The sequence below is a fragment of the Flavobacterium sp. 270 genome (assembly GCF_004368785.1).
In the GTDB taxonomy this organism is placed as follows: Bacteria; Bacteroidota; Bacteroidia; order Flavobacteriales; family Flavobacteriaceae; genus Flavobacterium.
Genome location: NZ_SODM01000002.1, coordinates 603,298 through 619,521, shown reverse-complemented (window position 1 = coordinate 619,521; position 16,224 = coordinate 603,298). Strand labels below are relative to the sequence as shown.

Annotated in this window: 9 protein-coding genes; all 9 read left to right on the top strand. The window is 36.8% G+C overall.

Annotated features, from left to right (window positions below):
• Positions 1–366: 366 nt before the first annotated feature.
• The 9 genes from EV144_RS09980 (at position 367) to EV144_RS09940 (ending at position 16,095) form a co-directional block, all read left to right on the top strand.
• Positions 367–3,423, top strand: a complete 3,057-nt coding sequence (locus EV144_RS09980) for a SusC/RagA family TonB-linked outer membrane protein (protein WP_134148422.1) — start codon at positions 367–369, stop codon at positions 3,421–3,423.
• A 30-nt stretch (positions 3,424–3,453) separates the two neighbouring features.
• Positions 3,454–5,013, top strand: coding sequence for a RagB/SusD family nutrient uptake outer membrane protein (locus EV144_RS09975; protein WP_134148421.1), 1,560 nt, complete (start codon positions 3,454–3,456; stop codon positions 5,011–5,013).
• An 89-nt stretch (positions 5,014–5,102) separates the two neighbouring features.
• Positions 5,103–6,650, top strand: a complete 1,548-nt coding sequence (locus EV144_RS09970; protein ID WP_134148419.1) for an alpha-N-arabinofuranosidase — start codon at positions 5,103–5,105, stop codon at positions 6,648–6,650.
• An 11-nt stretch (positions 6,651–6,661) separates the two neighbouring features.
• Complete coding sequence (locus EV144_RS09965; RefSeq protein ID WP_134148418.1) at positions 6,662–8,284, top strand: arabinan endo-1,5-alpha-L-arabinosidase; 1,623 nt, start codon at positions 6,662–6,664, stop codon at positions 8,282–8,284.
• Positions 8,285–8,427: 143 nt separating this feature from the next.
• Positions 8,428–9,408 (top strand): arabinan endo-1,5-alpha-L-arabinosidase, encoded by a 981-nt coding sequence (locus EV144_RS09960; RefSeq protein WP_243854648.1) that lies wholly within the window; start codon positions 8,428–8,430, stop codon positions 9,406–9,408.
• A gap of 13 nt (positions 9,409–9,421) precedes the next feature.
• A complete protein-coding gene (locus tag EV144_RS09955; protein WP_134148417.1) occupies positions 9,422–11,401 on the top strand; it encodes a glycoside hydrolase family 127 protein in 1,980 nt (659 codons plus the stop codon).
• 160 nt (positions 11,402–11,561) lie between these two features.
• Positions 11,562–13,547, top strand: a complete 1,986-nt coding sequence (locus tag EV144_RS09950; RefSeq protein WP_134148415.1) for an alpha-L-arabinofuranosidase C-terminal domain-containing protein — start codon at positions 11,562–11,564, stop codon at positions 13,545–13,547.
• A 171-nt stretch (positions 13,548–13,718) separates the two neighbouring features.
• Positions 13,719–15,410, top strand: coding sequence for a ribulokinase (locus EV144_RS09945; protein WP_134148414.1), 1,692 nt, complete (start codon positions 13,719–13,721; stop codon positions 15,408–15,410).
• Complete coding sequence (locus tag EV144_RS09940) at positions 15,394–16,095, top strand: L-ribulose-5-phosphate 4-epimerase (RefSeq protein WP_134148412.1); 702 nt, start codon at positions 15,394–15,396, stop codon at positions 16,093–16,095. The genes EV144_RS09945 and EV144_RS09940 overlap by 17 nt, the downstream gene beginning before the upstream one ends.
• Positions 16,096–16,224: the final 129 nt, after the last annotated feature.

Below are 16,224 nucleotides of genomic sequence, written 5' to 3'. Positions count from 1 at the left end.
TTCGAAATTAATAAATCTAAAACAAAAACAAAGTATTTTACTACAAAAAAATAATTTTATTTCTTTTAAAATTATAAAAAAAAGACAAATTTTTCTTAACAATTTTTAGTTGCATTTTTTTGATTAAAAAGTGGTGTTTAGATAAAAAGTGTAAATTTTACACAATTAACTTTCAAAAAAGTCCTCGCTTTTTGAAAATAACGCTAAATTTTTAAATGTCAAAAACACACTTAAATTACGATATGCGTTTTTTTTCTTCACTTTTTTTGTGATATTAATTTGTTTAGCACTTTTTTTTTTATTTAAATTTACAAATGTGAAAACAACACTTATAACCACAGACTAACCAACCTTAAACCAACCAATATGATAACAAACCAAAGATTATCTTTTTATTGCAATTTTTTATTGCCTAAAAAAGAATGGCTTATAGCATTCTTTATGCTATTATTTTCTGTTAATGAAATGTCGGCTCAAGGCAGAGTAATTACCGGAGTTGTTACCTCGGCACAAGACCAATTACCATTGCCGGGTGTTAACATTATGATCAAAGGAACCAAAACTGTTTCTACAACAGGTTTTGATGGAGAATATTCGATTAAAGCATCACCAAACGATGTTTTAGTTTTTTCATTTATAGGATTTCAAAATAAAGAAATAACACTAGGAAATCAATCTAAAGTGGATGTCGCATTAAACGAAGACACTAACAAACTAAACGAGGTAGTTGTTATTGGTTACGGAACGCAAAAGAAAGCAGATTTGACTGGATCTGTAAGTGTTGTAAACATGGAATCTGCTAAAAAGACAGTAACGTATGATGCTGCAAAAATGCTTCAGGGACAAGTTCCGGGCGTTACCGTGCAGTCGTCTGGAGAACCGGGAGGTTTTGTAAACATCAAAATTAGAGGGATAACTTCTTTTACAAACAACAACCCTCTTTTTATTATTGATGGAATTATGGTGGATGCTCCTTACGATTTTGCTCCGGGAGAAATTGAATCTATGCAGGTGCTTAAAGATGCATCTTCTGCCGCAATTTATGGAGTTCGCGGTGCCAATGGAGTTGTAATTATTACGACTAAAAAAGGAAAAGCGGGCAAAATGGAAGTTAAATTTAAGTCTATTGTTGGTCTTCAGAACGTAGCAAAAAAATGGGATGTAACAGACCGTGCGGGTTATCAGAAAATTACAAGCGAAGCAGAACGTAACAGAGATATTCGTGCTGGAGTTGCGGTAAGTATTGCACCGGGAAATGATCCTACAAGTCCTTCGTATATTTCTAATGTTAACACAGACTGGCAGAAAGAAGCGCTACAGACAGGAGTTGTTCAAAATCAAGCACTGACTTTTACAGGAGGCGCAGATAATATCGCATATAATTTTAATGTTGATTATTTTAAAAACACCAGCTACATTAGAACACCTCAGGATTATGAGAGATTGTCGACAAATTTGAATTTGAATGGAAAAAAAGGAAAATTCAAATACGGCGTAAAAATGGGTTATACCCAATCTGATAAAGAAATTTTTAATGAATACAATGTTGGTCAAACGGTTATCAGTGATATTTTAGGAGCAGTTCCAACAATGCCCGTTTATGATGCTAATAGACTTGGCGGTTACGGAGGAACAGACAATTTGACGCAGAGAGCCATTTCGATGAATCCAATCGGATACAATAATCTTATAGAAAACAGCGGTAAAAGAAATCGTTTCCTAGGTGATGTCTGGGGAGAAATTGAGATCGTAAAAGGTCTTAAATATAAACTTGATATAAGTTACGACAGAACCGACTGGGAAAACAGAAAGTTTATTCCGCCAAGTGATTTAGGCTGGTATTACATTACGACAAATGACGAAGCATCATTAGATATTACAACCGGAAATGAACTAAGAACATTTTTGAATAATATTCTAACTTATGAAGTTTCTCTTGGCAAACATAAATTTGACGCTTTAGCCGGATGGATTCAGGAAAGACGAGACAATCATAGTATTACAACAAGAGGTGTTGGTTATGAACCGGGCGAAATCAGCATGCTCCAGTATGCAGACGCAAGAAATGCTTCAGAATATAAATTTACTATTACGGGAATCTCATACATCAGCAGATTAAATTATTCTTTTGATGACCGCTATTTAGTTCAGGCAAATTTTAGACAAGACAAAACCTCACTTTTTAGCAAAATAAATAACTCAGCAAATTTCTATTCTTTTTCTGGAGGATGGAAAATCAGCAACGAGAAATTTATACACTTACCATCTTGGGTTAGCAACATTAAACTTAGAGGAGGTTACGGAACAATTGGTAACAATACAATTCCGCAATACTTTTTTGCATCAACAGTAAACAGCTTTGCAGGTTATGATTTTAATAATGCATTAGCTCCGGGAACAACTGTAGTAAGTGCAGTAGATCCAAATGTGCACTGGGAAAAAACATCTAGTACAAATGTGGGATTGGAATTAGGATTCTTAAATAATGATTTACAATTTACGGCAGAATATTTCATGAAGAAATCAACTGATTTATTATTGGGAGTGCCAATTCCGTATTCTACAGGAGCTTTTCCGGCCAATATCACAACCAATGCAGGATCGATGCAAAACTCAGGTGTTGAATTTACAGCATCTTACAGCAATCACCACAACAAATTTAAATATGATATTTCTGGGAACTTTGGAACTTTAAAAAATGAGGTTACAAAAATCGGAATAAACGGTAACCCAATTTATGGAGCCGTTTCTAAAACCGAAGTAGGAAGATCTGTAGGCGAAATGTTTGCTTGGGAAGCTATTGGTATTTTTCAAAACGCGGCTGAGGTAGCTTCTTCTCCAACCCAAACTGGTGCAGCTCCGGGTGATGTTAAATTTAGAGATGTAAATAATGATGGCAAAATTACAGATGCCGACAGAACTTTTCAGGGTGTAACAATTCCTAAATACGGTTTTGGGTTAAATTTTAGCGCTTCGTATTCAAACTTTGATTTCTCTATGTTTTGGCAGGGAGCCGGAGGCAATAAAGTGTTTAATGCTATGTATCGTAATTTGATGATTGGACAATATACAAATCATCACACAGACGAATTGAATTATTGGACACCTACAAACACAAATACAAATGTTCCAGCGCCAGTTATTGGTGATCCTAATGGAAACAGCAGAGATTCTAACAGATTCATCGAAAGCGGTGATTATGTTAAGTTACAAACCATGGAAATTGGTTATAACATTCCTTTAAAAGATAAATTCATTCAAAAAGCAAAAGTTTATCTAAACGGTCAAAACCTATTGATTATTTCAAAGTATAAAGGTTACGATCCAGACTTTAACAGCGAAGGATTGATCTCAAGAGGATATGATGCAGGATCTCTTCCTAATCCAAGAACAATTTCTTTAGGAGTAGAAGTAAATTTCTAAACTGGTTTAACCCATTAAAAAAGTATTAAAATGAAATATAAAATATTTAACTATATAACAGTTTTCTTTTCTGTGGCTTTGGTAACAACAAGCTGTGTGGAGAACGAAGACTTAGAACAACTGGATCCTAATAATAATGCAGTAGATTCTTTCTGGAAAACAGATGCAGATGCAATTCAGGGTGTAAACGCAGCTTACGGAAGTTTACTAACAGATGGAACTTACATGAGAAGTACACCATTATTATTAGATGCCAGAGCAGACGATGCGCGTACAAACAGCCCTTGGGGATCTATGTACAATGCGGGTCATTTTAACTCTAATGTGGCAGATGCCGCTATATACGGCTGGGCTTATGAAACGTATTATCAGGGAATTTATCGTGCCAATCAGGTTTTAGAAAAAGTTCCGGATATCGCAATGGCAGATACTGCACTTAAAAATAGAATTTTAGGACAAGCGTATTTTCTAAGAGGATTATACTTTTTTCACGCTGTAAACTTGTTCAAAAGTGTACCATTGCCAACAGAACTTGCTGTTTATTATCCTCAAAAAACAAATGAAGAAGGATGGGCACAAGTTATCTCTGATTTTAAAACCGCAGCAGAATTATTACCAACTTCTTATGCTGGCGTAACAGGATTAGATGCAGGCCAAAAAGGCCGTGCTACAAAAGGTGCAGCTTTAGGATATTTAGGAAAAGCGTATTTATTTACTAAAGATTTTGCAAATGCTAAAACGACTTTTAAACAAGTAATAGATCTTGGAGTTTATTCTTTAGTACCCAATTACCGTGACAACTTTACAACAGCAAATGAAAATAATCTGGAATCTCTTTTTGAAGTTCAATTTAGCAGAGATGCCGGCGGAGTTGATTTAGGCTGGGGCGGTGCGCCTGCTTCTGGCTGGGGAAAAACATCTGCGAGAGCAATCACCTATGCACCAAGAGCTTTTGGATGGACAGACGTGCAGCCGTCTTGGACATTGTTTAATGAATTTCATGACGAAAAAACAAAAACAGGAGATCTTGATCCTCGTTTAGACGCCACAATGTTCTATAACAAACCGGGAACCAAATTATACGGTAAAGATTTTGCCACATTCTACGCCTCAAGTCCGGCAGATTTAAATGATATTTTCTGTAGAAAATACCAAAATTCTGATGGAGAATTTGCAGACGAATACGATTGGCGTTCTGGAATCAACGAGCGTTTATTACGTTACGCCGACATTCTGTTAATGTATGCAGAAACTTTAAACGAAACAGGAGATACTCCGGGAGCTTACACTTATATTCAAATGGTAAGAAACAGAGTTGGACTTCCAGATTTGGCAGTTACAAAACCGGGAATGACACAAGCACAAATGAGAGAACAAATTGGTCACGAAAGATTCTTAGAATTCCCGCTTGAAGGACACCGTTTTGATGATATCCGTCGTTGGGGATGGCTTCAGGATGCAGCCAAATTGGCTTGGTTAAAAACAAGAGATGCAGAATTTAATTCTTATACAGCAGGAAGAGAATATTATCCAATTCCGCAATTAGAAATGGACAATAATCCCGGAACCAAACAAAACGACAGTTATTAAAAATAAAATATTTATTTGAGTTAGTTAGAATACCTGATATCATGTGGAGGCTTAAAAATCTTCACATGATATTGTAACATAAAACCACTATGAAAAAAACACTCTTAATCACATTTCTATTTGCCCTTTGTAATCAAGCGAATTTTGCTCAAAATCAGACCACAGTTATTGCTGTAAAAAACAATGCTGATGCTCCAACAATCAACAAAAATATCTACGGACATTTTGCCGAACATTTGGGACGCTGTATTTACGGCGGATTTTTTGTTGGAGATACTTCGAAAATTCCAAACACAAAAGGAGTTAGAAATGATATTGTTAAAGCTTTAAAAGAATTAAAAATTCCAAACCTAAGATGGCCGGGCGGATGTTTCGCCGATACGTACCATTGGAAAGACGGAATTGGACCGCAACAAGAAAGACCAACTATTGTAAACAAATGGTGGGGAGGCGTAACAGAAGACAACAGTTTTGGAACACACGATTTCCTTAATATGTGCGAACTTCTTGGCGCAGAACCTTATTTATCTGGAAACGTAGGAAGCGGAACCGTTCAAGAATTGGCTGACTGGGTTCAGTACACGAATTTCAGTGGAAAAAGTCCGATGAGTGATCTTCGTAAAAAGAACGGAAGAACAGAACCGTGGAAAGTTAAATTCTGGGGAATCGGAAACGAAGCCTGGGGTTGCGGCGGCAATATGACGGCAGAATATTATGCTGGAGAATACCGCAAGTTTGCCACATTTATGTCGGATTGGGAAAATACCGGCGGCATTACACGAATTGCATCTGGATCAAACAGTTCCGATTATAATTGGACAGAAGTTTTGATGAAAAACATTCCGTTAAATATGTTAGGCGGACTTGGAGTGCATCATTATGCTGTTATTAACTGGGAGAAAAAAGGAAGCGACAGAGATTTTTCTGAAGAAGGATATTTCAAAACTATGCAGTCTGCCCTAAAAATGGAAGAATTGGTTACCAAACATTCCGCTATTATGGACAAATACGATCCTGAGAAAAAAGTTGCCATGATTGTAGACGAATGGGGCGGATGGTACGATGTAGAAAAAGGAACAAATCCGGGATTTTTATATCAGCAAAACACCATGAGAGATGCCGTTTTGGCCGGAGCAACTTTAAACATTTTCAATAACCATGCAGAACGCGTTAGAATGGCAAACTTAGCGCAATGTGTAAACGTTTTGCAAGCTGTAATCTTAACAGACAAAGCAAAAATGATTACAACGCCAACCTATTCTGTAATGAAAATGTATGCTGTACATCAGGATGCTAAATTATTACCGGTAAGTTTTCAATCGCCATTATATACTTTTAATGGAGAAACACTTCCTGCAGTTTCAGCATCAGCATCAAAAGACAAAAGCGGCGCAGTTCATATTTCGTTAGTAAACATCGATGCAAAAAATAAAAATAAAATCGAAATTGATGTAAACGAACTTGGTGTTAAAAACTTCACAGCAACAATAATCACATCGGCCAAATTACAAGATTACAATTCATTCGATAATCCAAACAAAATTGTGCCAACAGTTTTTAAAGGTTTCGAAAACAAAAAAGGAAAACTTGAAATCACCATTCCTCCTTTCTCAGTGGTTGTTTTAGAAGGAAAATAAAAGGCAAAAAGATGAAAAGATCCAATTCGATTTTAAAAATAACCACTTACATAAGTCTGTTTTTTACAGCACTTACGGTTCTCAGCTGTTCCAGTGACGATCCAGCAAAGGACGAAACAGAACCGCCTGTAGTTACGCCGCCAGTTGTAGTCGTGCCAACTTTTCCCGGGCCAACGTATGCCGATAATTACACAGCAATATCAAGCTGGGGAAACAGAACACAATGGAATCTGGCCAACGTGCATGATCCAACGGTAGAAAAATCCGGAGACTATTATTATATGTATCAAACCGATGCATCGTACGGAAATGCGCACGAAGGCAACGGACATTTTTTCTACAGAAGATCAAAAGATTTAATCAATTGGGAATTTATGGGATCTTCTATGACAACAGCTCCGGCTTGGGTAAAAGATTCATTAAACAATAAAAGAGCCAGAATGAATCCGGCTCTTCCTCCAATAACAAATCCAAGTTATGGCTATTGGGCGCCGTGTGTGCGTAAAGTCGGCAATAAATTTAGAATGTATTACAGCATCGTAGTAACAAACCCAATTACAGGAACAGACACCAATACTTCTTGGTCAGAACGTGCCTTTATTGGTTTAGCCGAAACAGATGATTTAGCTTCAAACAATTGGACAGACAAAGGAATGGTGGTTTGTTCTGAACCAGACGGTGTAAAAAGTTATATTCGAAACGGAGGCAACGATTGGGACGCGTATTTTAAATTCAACGCCATAGATCCAAGTTTTATAGAAACTACGGAAGGCGAACAATATTTAATTTACGGTTCCTGGCATTCCGGAATTGCAGCTTTGAAACTAAATCCGACAACCGGAAAACCAGACAAATTAAAAACAATTGACGATTACGGAGTTAGAATTGCAGGACGCGGTAACGTAAACACAAACCGCTGGCAGGCACTTGAAGGCCCTGAAATTATCTACAATCCAGACACACAATATTATTATTTGTTTTTGGCTTATGATGAATTATCGGTGGCGTACAATACTCGTGTTGCGAGGTCAAAAAGTATTTTAGGCCCTTATCTAACGAATACAGGAATGAGCATTACAACAGGAGCAGAATGTTTCCCGATGATAACGCATCCGTATCAGTTTAAAAATCATACAGGCTGGGTTGGATTTTCGCATTGTGCCGTTTTTCAGAATCCAACAACCAAACAATGGTATTACGCATCACAAGCGCGTTTACCGGAAGGCGTAGCCGGAATCGCAGTTTCAAACGCAGTTATGATGGGACATGTTCACGGCATTCAATGGACAGAAGACGGCTGGCCGGTTGTAGAACCAGAACGTTATGCTGGAGTTCCAGCGACGACAATTGCAGAAGGAAGTTTGGTAGGAACCTGGGAACAAATTACGATGAATTATCAATACAAAACCATGCAGAAATCTGTAACCATTTATTTAACAGCAGACAAGAAAGTAAGCGGTGATGTAAACGGGGTTTGGTCGTACGATGCCACCAAAAAAATAGCAACTATAAACGGAGTAAAATGCAACGTAACAGATGCTTGGGATTGGGAAACAGCAACCAGAAAAGTAACCTTAAGCTACACAGGAATTAATGCAGCAGGATTACCAGTCTGGGGTAAAAAAGTGAATTAAAATAAAGTCAGATTAAAGGATTAGAAAAGAAAGAAATCAATTTAATCCTTTTAATCTGTGGCAAAAAATAACAAATAGAAATTCAGAACAATTTCAGCCTCACCGAAATCGAAGGTCAAACTTAAATTTCTTATATCACTTATATGGTTTACAAAAACATAAAATATGCCATTTCTACTTTAATGATGTTGATAGCTTCAACAACATTTGCGCAGGATATTGTCGTTCACGATCCCGTTGTCATCAAACAAAAAGACACGTATTATCTGTTTTGCACAGGTCACGGAATCAGTGTTTTTAGTTCTAAAGATTTAAAAAAATGGGATAAAGAAGCACCCGTTTTCAAAGACAAACCCGTTTGGGCAGATGGCGTTGCGGCCGATTTTAAAAATCATATTTGGGCGCCGGATATCTCATTTCATAACAATCAATATTATCTGTATTATTCCGTTTCCGCTTTCGCGAAAAATACATCGGCGATTGGCGTTGCGATCAATAAAACATTAGATCCAAAAGATAAAAACTTCAAATGGGTCGATCAGGGAATTGTGATTCAGTCACATCCAAATCGTGATATGTGGAACGCCATAGATCCGAATTTAGTTTTTGATGAAAACAATACACCGTGGTTATCATTCGGTTCTTTTTGGGAAGGATTAAAACTGGTAAAATTAAATCCAGATTTAAAATCGATTGCAGAACCACAGGAATGGCACACGATTGCCAAACGCAAAAGAACTTTCGAATTAGCAGATTCAGATCCGGGTGATGGCGCGCTTGAGGCTCCATTTATCTTTAAGAAAAACGGCTATTATTATCAATTTCTTTCTTGGGATTTATGCTGTCGCGGAGAAAAAAGCACCTATAAAGTGGTCGTAGGAAGAGCTAAAAATGTAACCGAACCTTATTTGGATAAAGAAGGAAAATCGTTAGCAGAAGGTGGTGGAAGCATTGTAGTTCAAGGCGACGAAAATTACTTTGGCGTAGGCCATAACAGCGCTTATACTTTTGATGGAAAAGATTATATTTTTTATCACGCCTACGAAAAGAAAACCAACGGAACGCCAAAATTGGTAGTAAAAGAAATGACTTGGGATGCCGATTTATGGCCCGTTTTAAAATAGAATATTCAAAATAATGAAAAAATATACTTTCCATATTATTACCATTTTCCTGTCATTTTTGATCTTTATTTCCTGTAAAGAGACCAAAAATGATGTCGTACAATCGTCTAAAACTTCGGCGATAAAAGTGGGTTATGAAATCGAACCCGTAAACATTCAGAATGTAAAATTGAATGATTCGTTCTGGCTTCCGATTATTAAAAGAGTGCAGGAAATTACGATTCAATACGCGATTCAGAAATGTAATGAAGAAGGCCGTTTTGAGAATTTCTTAATTGCAGGAAAACAAAAAACAGGAACCGTAAGAGGTGAAATGCCTTTTGACGATACCGACGTTTACAAAATAATCGAAGGCGCATCAAACACTTTAATCAGCGCACCAAATCCGAAATTAGAAAGAGTTTTAGATTCGTTAATTGCGATTGTAAAAATTGGTCAGGAAAAAGACGGTTATTTAACCACATGGAGAACTATAAATCCGGCAAAACCGCCTGCAAAATGGGTTCCAGTAATTGAAGGAAGACGCTGGGAATCGTTACAAATTAGTCACGAATGTTATAATGCAGGACATTTAATCGAAGCTGCGGTTGTACATTTTGAAGCTACAGGAAAAAGAAATTTCCTTGATATCGCCATCAAAAATGCCGATTTATTAGTGCGAACTTTTGGTGATAATCCAGGTCAGGTAAAAGGAGTTCCTGGGCATCAAATTGTAGAAACCGGTTTGATGAAATTGTATCAAATTACCGGAAACAAAGAGTATCTAAAACTCGCAAAATATTACCTGGACAATCGCGGAAATCCGGCAAATCACAAATTATATGGCGAATATGCACAAGATCATATTCCAGTAATTCAGCAAAACGAAGTCGTTGGTCACGCCGTGAGAGCCGTTTATATGTACGCTGGAATGACCGATATTGTGGCTTTAACAAAAGACAAAGCCTATGAAAATGCCGTAAATAATTTATGGAATAATATGGTGAACAAAAAAATGTACATCACAGGCGGTATCGGATCAAGACACGACGGAGAAGCTTTTGGAGCCAATTACGAATTACCAAATCTTACCGCATACAACGAAACCTGTGCTGCAATCGGCGATGTATATTGGAACCATAGACTGCATAATTTATACGGGAAATCAGAATATTTTGATGTTATAGAAAGAACCATGTACAACGGATTAATTTCGGGAATTTCGCTTGACGGAAAACAATTTTTTTATCCAAACGCCTTAGAATCTGATGGTGTTTTTAAATCGAACAGAGGTTCTTGCACGCGTCAGGCTTGGTTTGATTGCTCTTGTTGTCCGACGAATTTGATTCGTTTTATTCCATCGATTCCGGGATTGATTTATTCCAAAACCAATGATGTTTTGTATGTCAATTTATATGCTTCAAATAACGCGTCTTTCACTTTAGGAAAAACCGATTTACAGATTTCGCAACAAACTTCTTATCCTTGGAACGGAAAAATTGCAATTTCAGTTAATCCAAAAAAAGAAAGCCAATTCACCATAAAACTTCGCGTGCCGGGCTGGGCAAGAAATGAAGTTTTGCCGGGAGATTTATATACGTATAAAAAAGCTTCAACTCAAAAACCAACTATAACTATTAATGGAGAAATTGTCGCAATGCAACCAGAAAATGGTTATTTCAACCTAACAAGAACTTGGAAAAAAGGAGACAAAATCGCGCTTAATTTCCCAATGGAAGTTCAGGAAGTGGAAACCAATTCAAAAGTAGAAACCAATAAAAACAAAGTTTCTTTAGAATACGGACCAATTGTTTATGCGGTTGAAGAAGTAGACAATAAAAACAATTTCGACAAAATAGATATCAGTGCAAAAGATACATTCAAAGTAAAAAAAGAAGAAAATCTATTGAACGGAGTAAATGTTATTGAAAACGAAAAATTCAAAGCGATACCATATTATTCATGGTCAAACCGAGGCGTAAATAAAATGAAAGTTTGGCTGGATTATAAGTAGGATTTCATTCCTGCAAGGTTTTCAAAACCTTGTAGGTTTAATTTTTTAGACTTTATAAACATAATAATACCTACAAGGTTTTGGAAACCTTGCAGGAAAGCATAAAAATTCGAGAAATTAGTGTAATTCGTGGCAAAAAACCACAAAACAATAAAACAGAATGAATCAAAATTTAATCAAAAAAGCGACAATCTGCGGACTATTATTTAGCAGCATTGTAGCATCGGCACAAAAAAATAATCTTCAAGTTGAGGTTTCAAAAACTGTAACCAAAATACAGCCAACGATGTACGGGGTGTTTTTTGAAGACATCAACTTTGCGGCCGACGGAGGATTATACGCTGAAATGATCAAAAACAGATCATTCGAATTTTTGTTTCCGATGATGGGCTGGAACGAGCCAAACAGCGATCGTCACAAACTAAATCAACAATCCGGAATTGCTAATGTTATTCAGTATTCGCAACAAGGAACCAATCATAATTATTGTCGAGTAACAATTAACGACGCTTCGGGTTATGAATTAATCAACGACGGTTTTAGAGGAATGGGAATCAAGAAAGATTTGAAATACAATCTGACCTTAAAAGCATCAAAATTATCTGGAAATATTTCGAAGATAAAATTTCAATTTATAGATAAAGACAATAAAGTTTTAGGAGAAACTTCGGTTGTTCCAACATCAAAAGATTGGTCCGATTATTCCGCACAATTAATAGCGTCTGCAACAGAAGCAAAAGCAAAATTAAAAATCACTTTTGAAGGAAATGGCGTAATTGATTTAGACAATATTTCGTTGTTTCCAGAAGATACCTGGGCAGGAAGAAAAAACGGTTTGCGTAAAGATTTAGTACAATTATTATACGATTTAAAACCGGGATTTTTGCGTTTCCCTGGCGGTTGTATTGTGGAAGGAAGAACTTTGGCAGAACGTTATCAATGGAAAAAATCGGTTGGAAAAGTAGAAGACAGAGAAACGGCAGTAAACCGTTGGAACATGGAATTTGCGCACCGTCCAGCGCCGGATTATTTCCAAAGTTTCGGATTGGGATTCTTTGAATATTTCCAGCTTTCAGAAGATATTGGTGCTTCACCACTTCCGATTTTAAGTTGCGGAATGGCGTGTCAATTTAATACCGGAGAATTAGTTCCGATGGATCAAATTGATCCTTATGTTCAGGATGCTTTAGATTTAATTGAATTCGCCAATGGCGGAGAAGAAACAAAATGGGGGAAATTGAGAACCGAAATGGGGCATCCAAAACCTTTCAATTTAAAAATGATTGGAGTTGGAAATGAACAATGGGGACCCGACTATATCGAGCGTTTTAAAGTGTTTCAAAAAGCCATCAAAACCAAATATCCAAACATCACGATTGTTTCAGGAACGGGACCATTTCCTGATGGAGATTTTTACGATTACGGTATGAAAGAATTGAAAAAACTCAATGCAGAAATCGTTGATGAACATTATTATAAAAATCCAGAATGGTTTCGTAAAAATGTAACGCGTTACGACAATTACGATCGTAAAGGGCCAAAGATTTTTGCCGGAGAATATGCTGCACAAAGTGTGGCAATTGCAAGTCCGGACAATAAAAACAACTGGGAATGTGCTTTTTCTGAAGCCGCATTTATGACAGGAATGGAACGCAATGCAGAAGTTGTTCAATTGACTTCTTACGCGCCATTATTAGCGCATGAAGAAGGCTGGCAATGGACGCCGGACATGATTTGGTTCAACAACTTGCAGTCTTACGGAACTCCAAATTATTATGTACAGAAATTATTTTCAAACAATAAAGGAACCGATTTAATTAACATTACAAAAGACGGAAAAGCTGTAATTGGACAAAACGATTTGTTTGCTTCTGCAGTAAAAGATGTGAATTCTAAGGAGGTAATCTTAAAAATTGTGAATACTTCTTCGGCTCCACAAAATGTTTCAATTGATTTAAAAGGAGCAAGGTTAGATTCAAAAGGAATTGCTGAAACCTTAAAAGGAGACGGTTTAAATGACGAAAATTCTTTTGCATCGCCGACCAAAATCAGCCCGAAAGAAAGCGAATTTAAAGTAATCGGAAACAAAGTTCAATATGATTTTCCTGCTTACTCTGTAACGGTTTTGAAAATTAAGATGAAATAATCGCAACATTATAAATGTAAATGCAACATTTATATTTTGATTTTCGACGAAATACTTGATTTGATGCATTATCTGTAAAAATTAAGAAGCTTATTTTTATTAAGTGTTTATTGTACACTTATAAATTAATTATTTTTATATTTGTCAATTAATTAACCAATGAATTTAGAAATGAAAAATTACGTAATAGGATTGGACTACGGAACAGATTCTGTTCGAGCGGTGCTTATTGACGCTGAAAATGGACAGGAGTTGGCATCAAATGTTTCTCATTACAAAAGATGGAAAAACAAACAATATTGTGACGCATCGATAAATCAATTTCGCCAGCATCCTTTGGATCATATTGAAGGACTGGAAATTACAATTCAAAATGTTGTAAAAGAAAGTAAAGTTGATCCTTCACTAATAAAAGGGATTTGTATTGATACAACTGGATCTTCTCCGGTTCCGGTTACAAAAGACGGAACGCCATTGGCATTGACAAAAGGTTTTGAAGAAAACCCAAATGCGATGATGGTTTTATGGAAAGATCACACGGCAATAAATGAAGCAAACGAAATCAACGAACTGGCAGTAAGCTGGGGCGGAGAAGACGTAACAAAATACGTTGGAGGAATTTATTCTTCTGAATGGTTCTGGGCAAAAATCCTTCATATTGCAAGACAAGACGAAGCAGTTAGAAATGCAGCACATACCTGGATGGAACACTGCGATTTAATGACGTATTTGTTGATCGACGATAAAGATTTAAAAACCTTCAAAAGAAGTCGTTGCGCAGCAGGACACAAAGCAATGTGGCACGCAGACTGGAATGGACTTCCTCCGGTTGAATTCTTAGAAAAATTACATCCGTATTTAGCACAGCTTCGTGGTAATTTATACGATGAAACCTATACTTCTGATTTGTCAGCAGGAAAATTAAGCCAAGAATGGGCAGACCGTTTAGGACTTTCTACAGACACTATTATTGCTGTTGGAACTTTCGATGCGCATTCTGGAGCTGTTGGAGCAAAAATCGAAGAGAATACTTTGGTTCGCGTTATGGGAACTTCAACTTGTGATATTCTAGTTGGTTCTTATGATGAAGTGGGAACAAAAACGGTTCGCGGTATCTGCGGACAAGTTGATGGTTCTGTAATTCCGGGCTTTATTGGCTTAGAAGCGGGACAATCTGCTTTTGGAGATTTATTGGCCTGGTACAAAGAATTATTGATGTGGCCGACAGAACATTTATTAGGGTCTTCATCTCTTTTAAATGAAACTCAAAAAGAACAATTGAGAGAAGAATTCAGCGATAAATTAATTGTTGAATTGACAAAAGAAGCAGAGAAAATTCCAGTTTCAGAAAGTCTTCCAATTGCTTTAGACTGGATCAACGGACGTAGAACTCCAGACGCCAATCAGGAAGTAAAAAGCGCAATTTCTAATTTATCATTAGGAACAAAAGCACCTCATATTTTTAAAGCTTTAGTAAACGCAATTTGTTTTGGAGCGAAGAAAATTGTAGATCGTTTTGAAGAAGAAGGTGTAAAAATCGACAGCGTAATCGGAATTGGCGGCGTTGCAAGAAAATCACCTTTTATCATGCAGACTTTGGCGAATGTTTTAAACAAGCCAATTAAAATTGCAGCTTCAGACCAAACGCCAGCTTTAGGTGCAGCAATTTACGCAGCGGTTGCAGCAGAAATTTATCCAAACGTAATCGAGGCAAGCCAGAAAATAGGAAGTGATTTTGACGGAGAATATTTCCCTCAAACAGACAAAGTAGAGGCTTATCATAAACTGCTTTTAGCTTACGAACAATTAAGCGCTTTCGCAGATCCAACTATTAAAATTTCTCAAAATGAGTTCTCTTTATAAAGATTTAAAACAAGAATGCTACGAAGCAAACATGCAGTTAAATGCATTGAACCTCGTAGTATATACTTTCGGAAACGTAAGCGCCGTGGACAGAAAAAATGGTGTTTTTGCCATTAAACCAAGCGGTGTTCCGTACGAGGATTTAAAACCTGAAGATATCGTAATTGTCGATTTTGACAATAATGTTATCGAAGGAACAATGCGTCCGTCATCAGATACTAAAACGCATGCTTATTTGTATAAAAACTGGCCAAATATTGGTGGCGTTGCACATACACATGCAACCTATTCTGTGGCTTGGGCCCAATCACAACAAGATATTCCGATTTTCGGAACGACGCACGCAGACCATTTAACAGCTGATATTCCGTGCGCACCGCCAATGGCAGATCATTTAATTGAAGGAAACTACGAACACAATACCGGAATCCAGATTTTGGATTGTTTCAAAGAAAAAAATCTTTCGTATGAAGAAGTTGAAATGGTTTTAATTGGAAATCACGGTCCGTTTGCCTGGGGAAAAAACGCAGCAAAAGCGGTTTACAATAGTAAAGTTCTGGAAGTTGTGGCAGAAATGGCCTACCTGACTTTACAAATAAACCCGAACGCACCAAGATTAAAAGATTCATTAATAAAAAAACATTACAACCGTAAACACGGAAAAGATTCGTATTACGGACAATAGGAGTTTTGTTTCAGGTTTTCTTTGTTTCAAGTTTCAAGTTGTTGGAACGTGAAATGTAAATGTGAAACAAAAATAACAAAACAATAAACTAACAATTTTAGTTGTCAGGTTTTCAAAAACATGAAACCT

Coding starts and splice junctions, on each gene's coding strand:
- EV144_RS09940 (WP_134148412.1), top strand. CDS start 15,394: ATGAGTTCTCTTTATAAAGATTTAAAACAAGAATGCTACGAAGCAAAC.
- EV144_RS09950 (WP_134148415.1), top strand. CDS start 11,562: ATGAATCAAAATTTAATCAAAAAAGCGACAATCTGCGGACTATTATTT.
- EV144_RS09965 (WP_134148418.1), top strand. CDS start 6,662: ATGAAAAGATCCAATTCGATTTTAAAAATAACCACTTACATAAGTCTG.
- EV144_RS09945 (WP_134148414.1), top strand. CDS start 13,719: ATGAAAAATTACGTAATAGGATTGGACTACGGAACAGATTCTGTTCGA.
- EV144_RS09975 (WP_134148421.1), top strand. CDS start 3,454: ATGAAATATAAAATATTTAACTATATAACAGTTTTCTTTTCTGTGGCT.
- EV144_RS09960 (WP_243854648.1), top strand. CDS start 8,428: ATGGTTTACAAAAACATAAAATATGCCATTTCTACTTTAATGATGTTG.
- EV144_RS09970 (WP_134148419.1), top strand. CDS start 5,103: ATGAAAAAAACACTCTTAATCACATTTCTATTTGCCCTTTGTAATCAA.
- EV144_RS09980 (WP_134148422.1), top strand. CDS start 367: ATGATAACAAACCAAAGATTATCTTTTTATTGCAATTTTTTATTGCCT.
- EV144_RS09955 (WP_134148417.1), top strand. CDS start 9,422: ATGAAAAAATATACTTTCCATATTATTACCATTTTCCTGTCATTTTTG.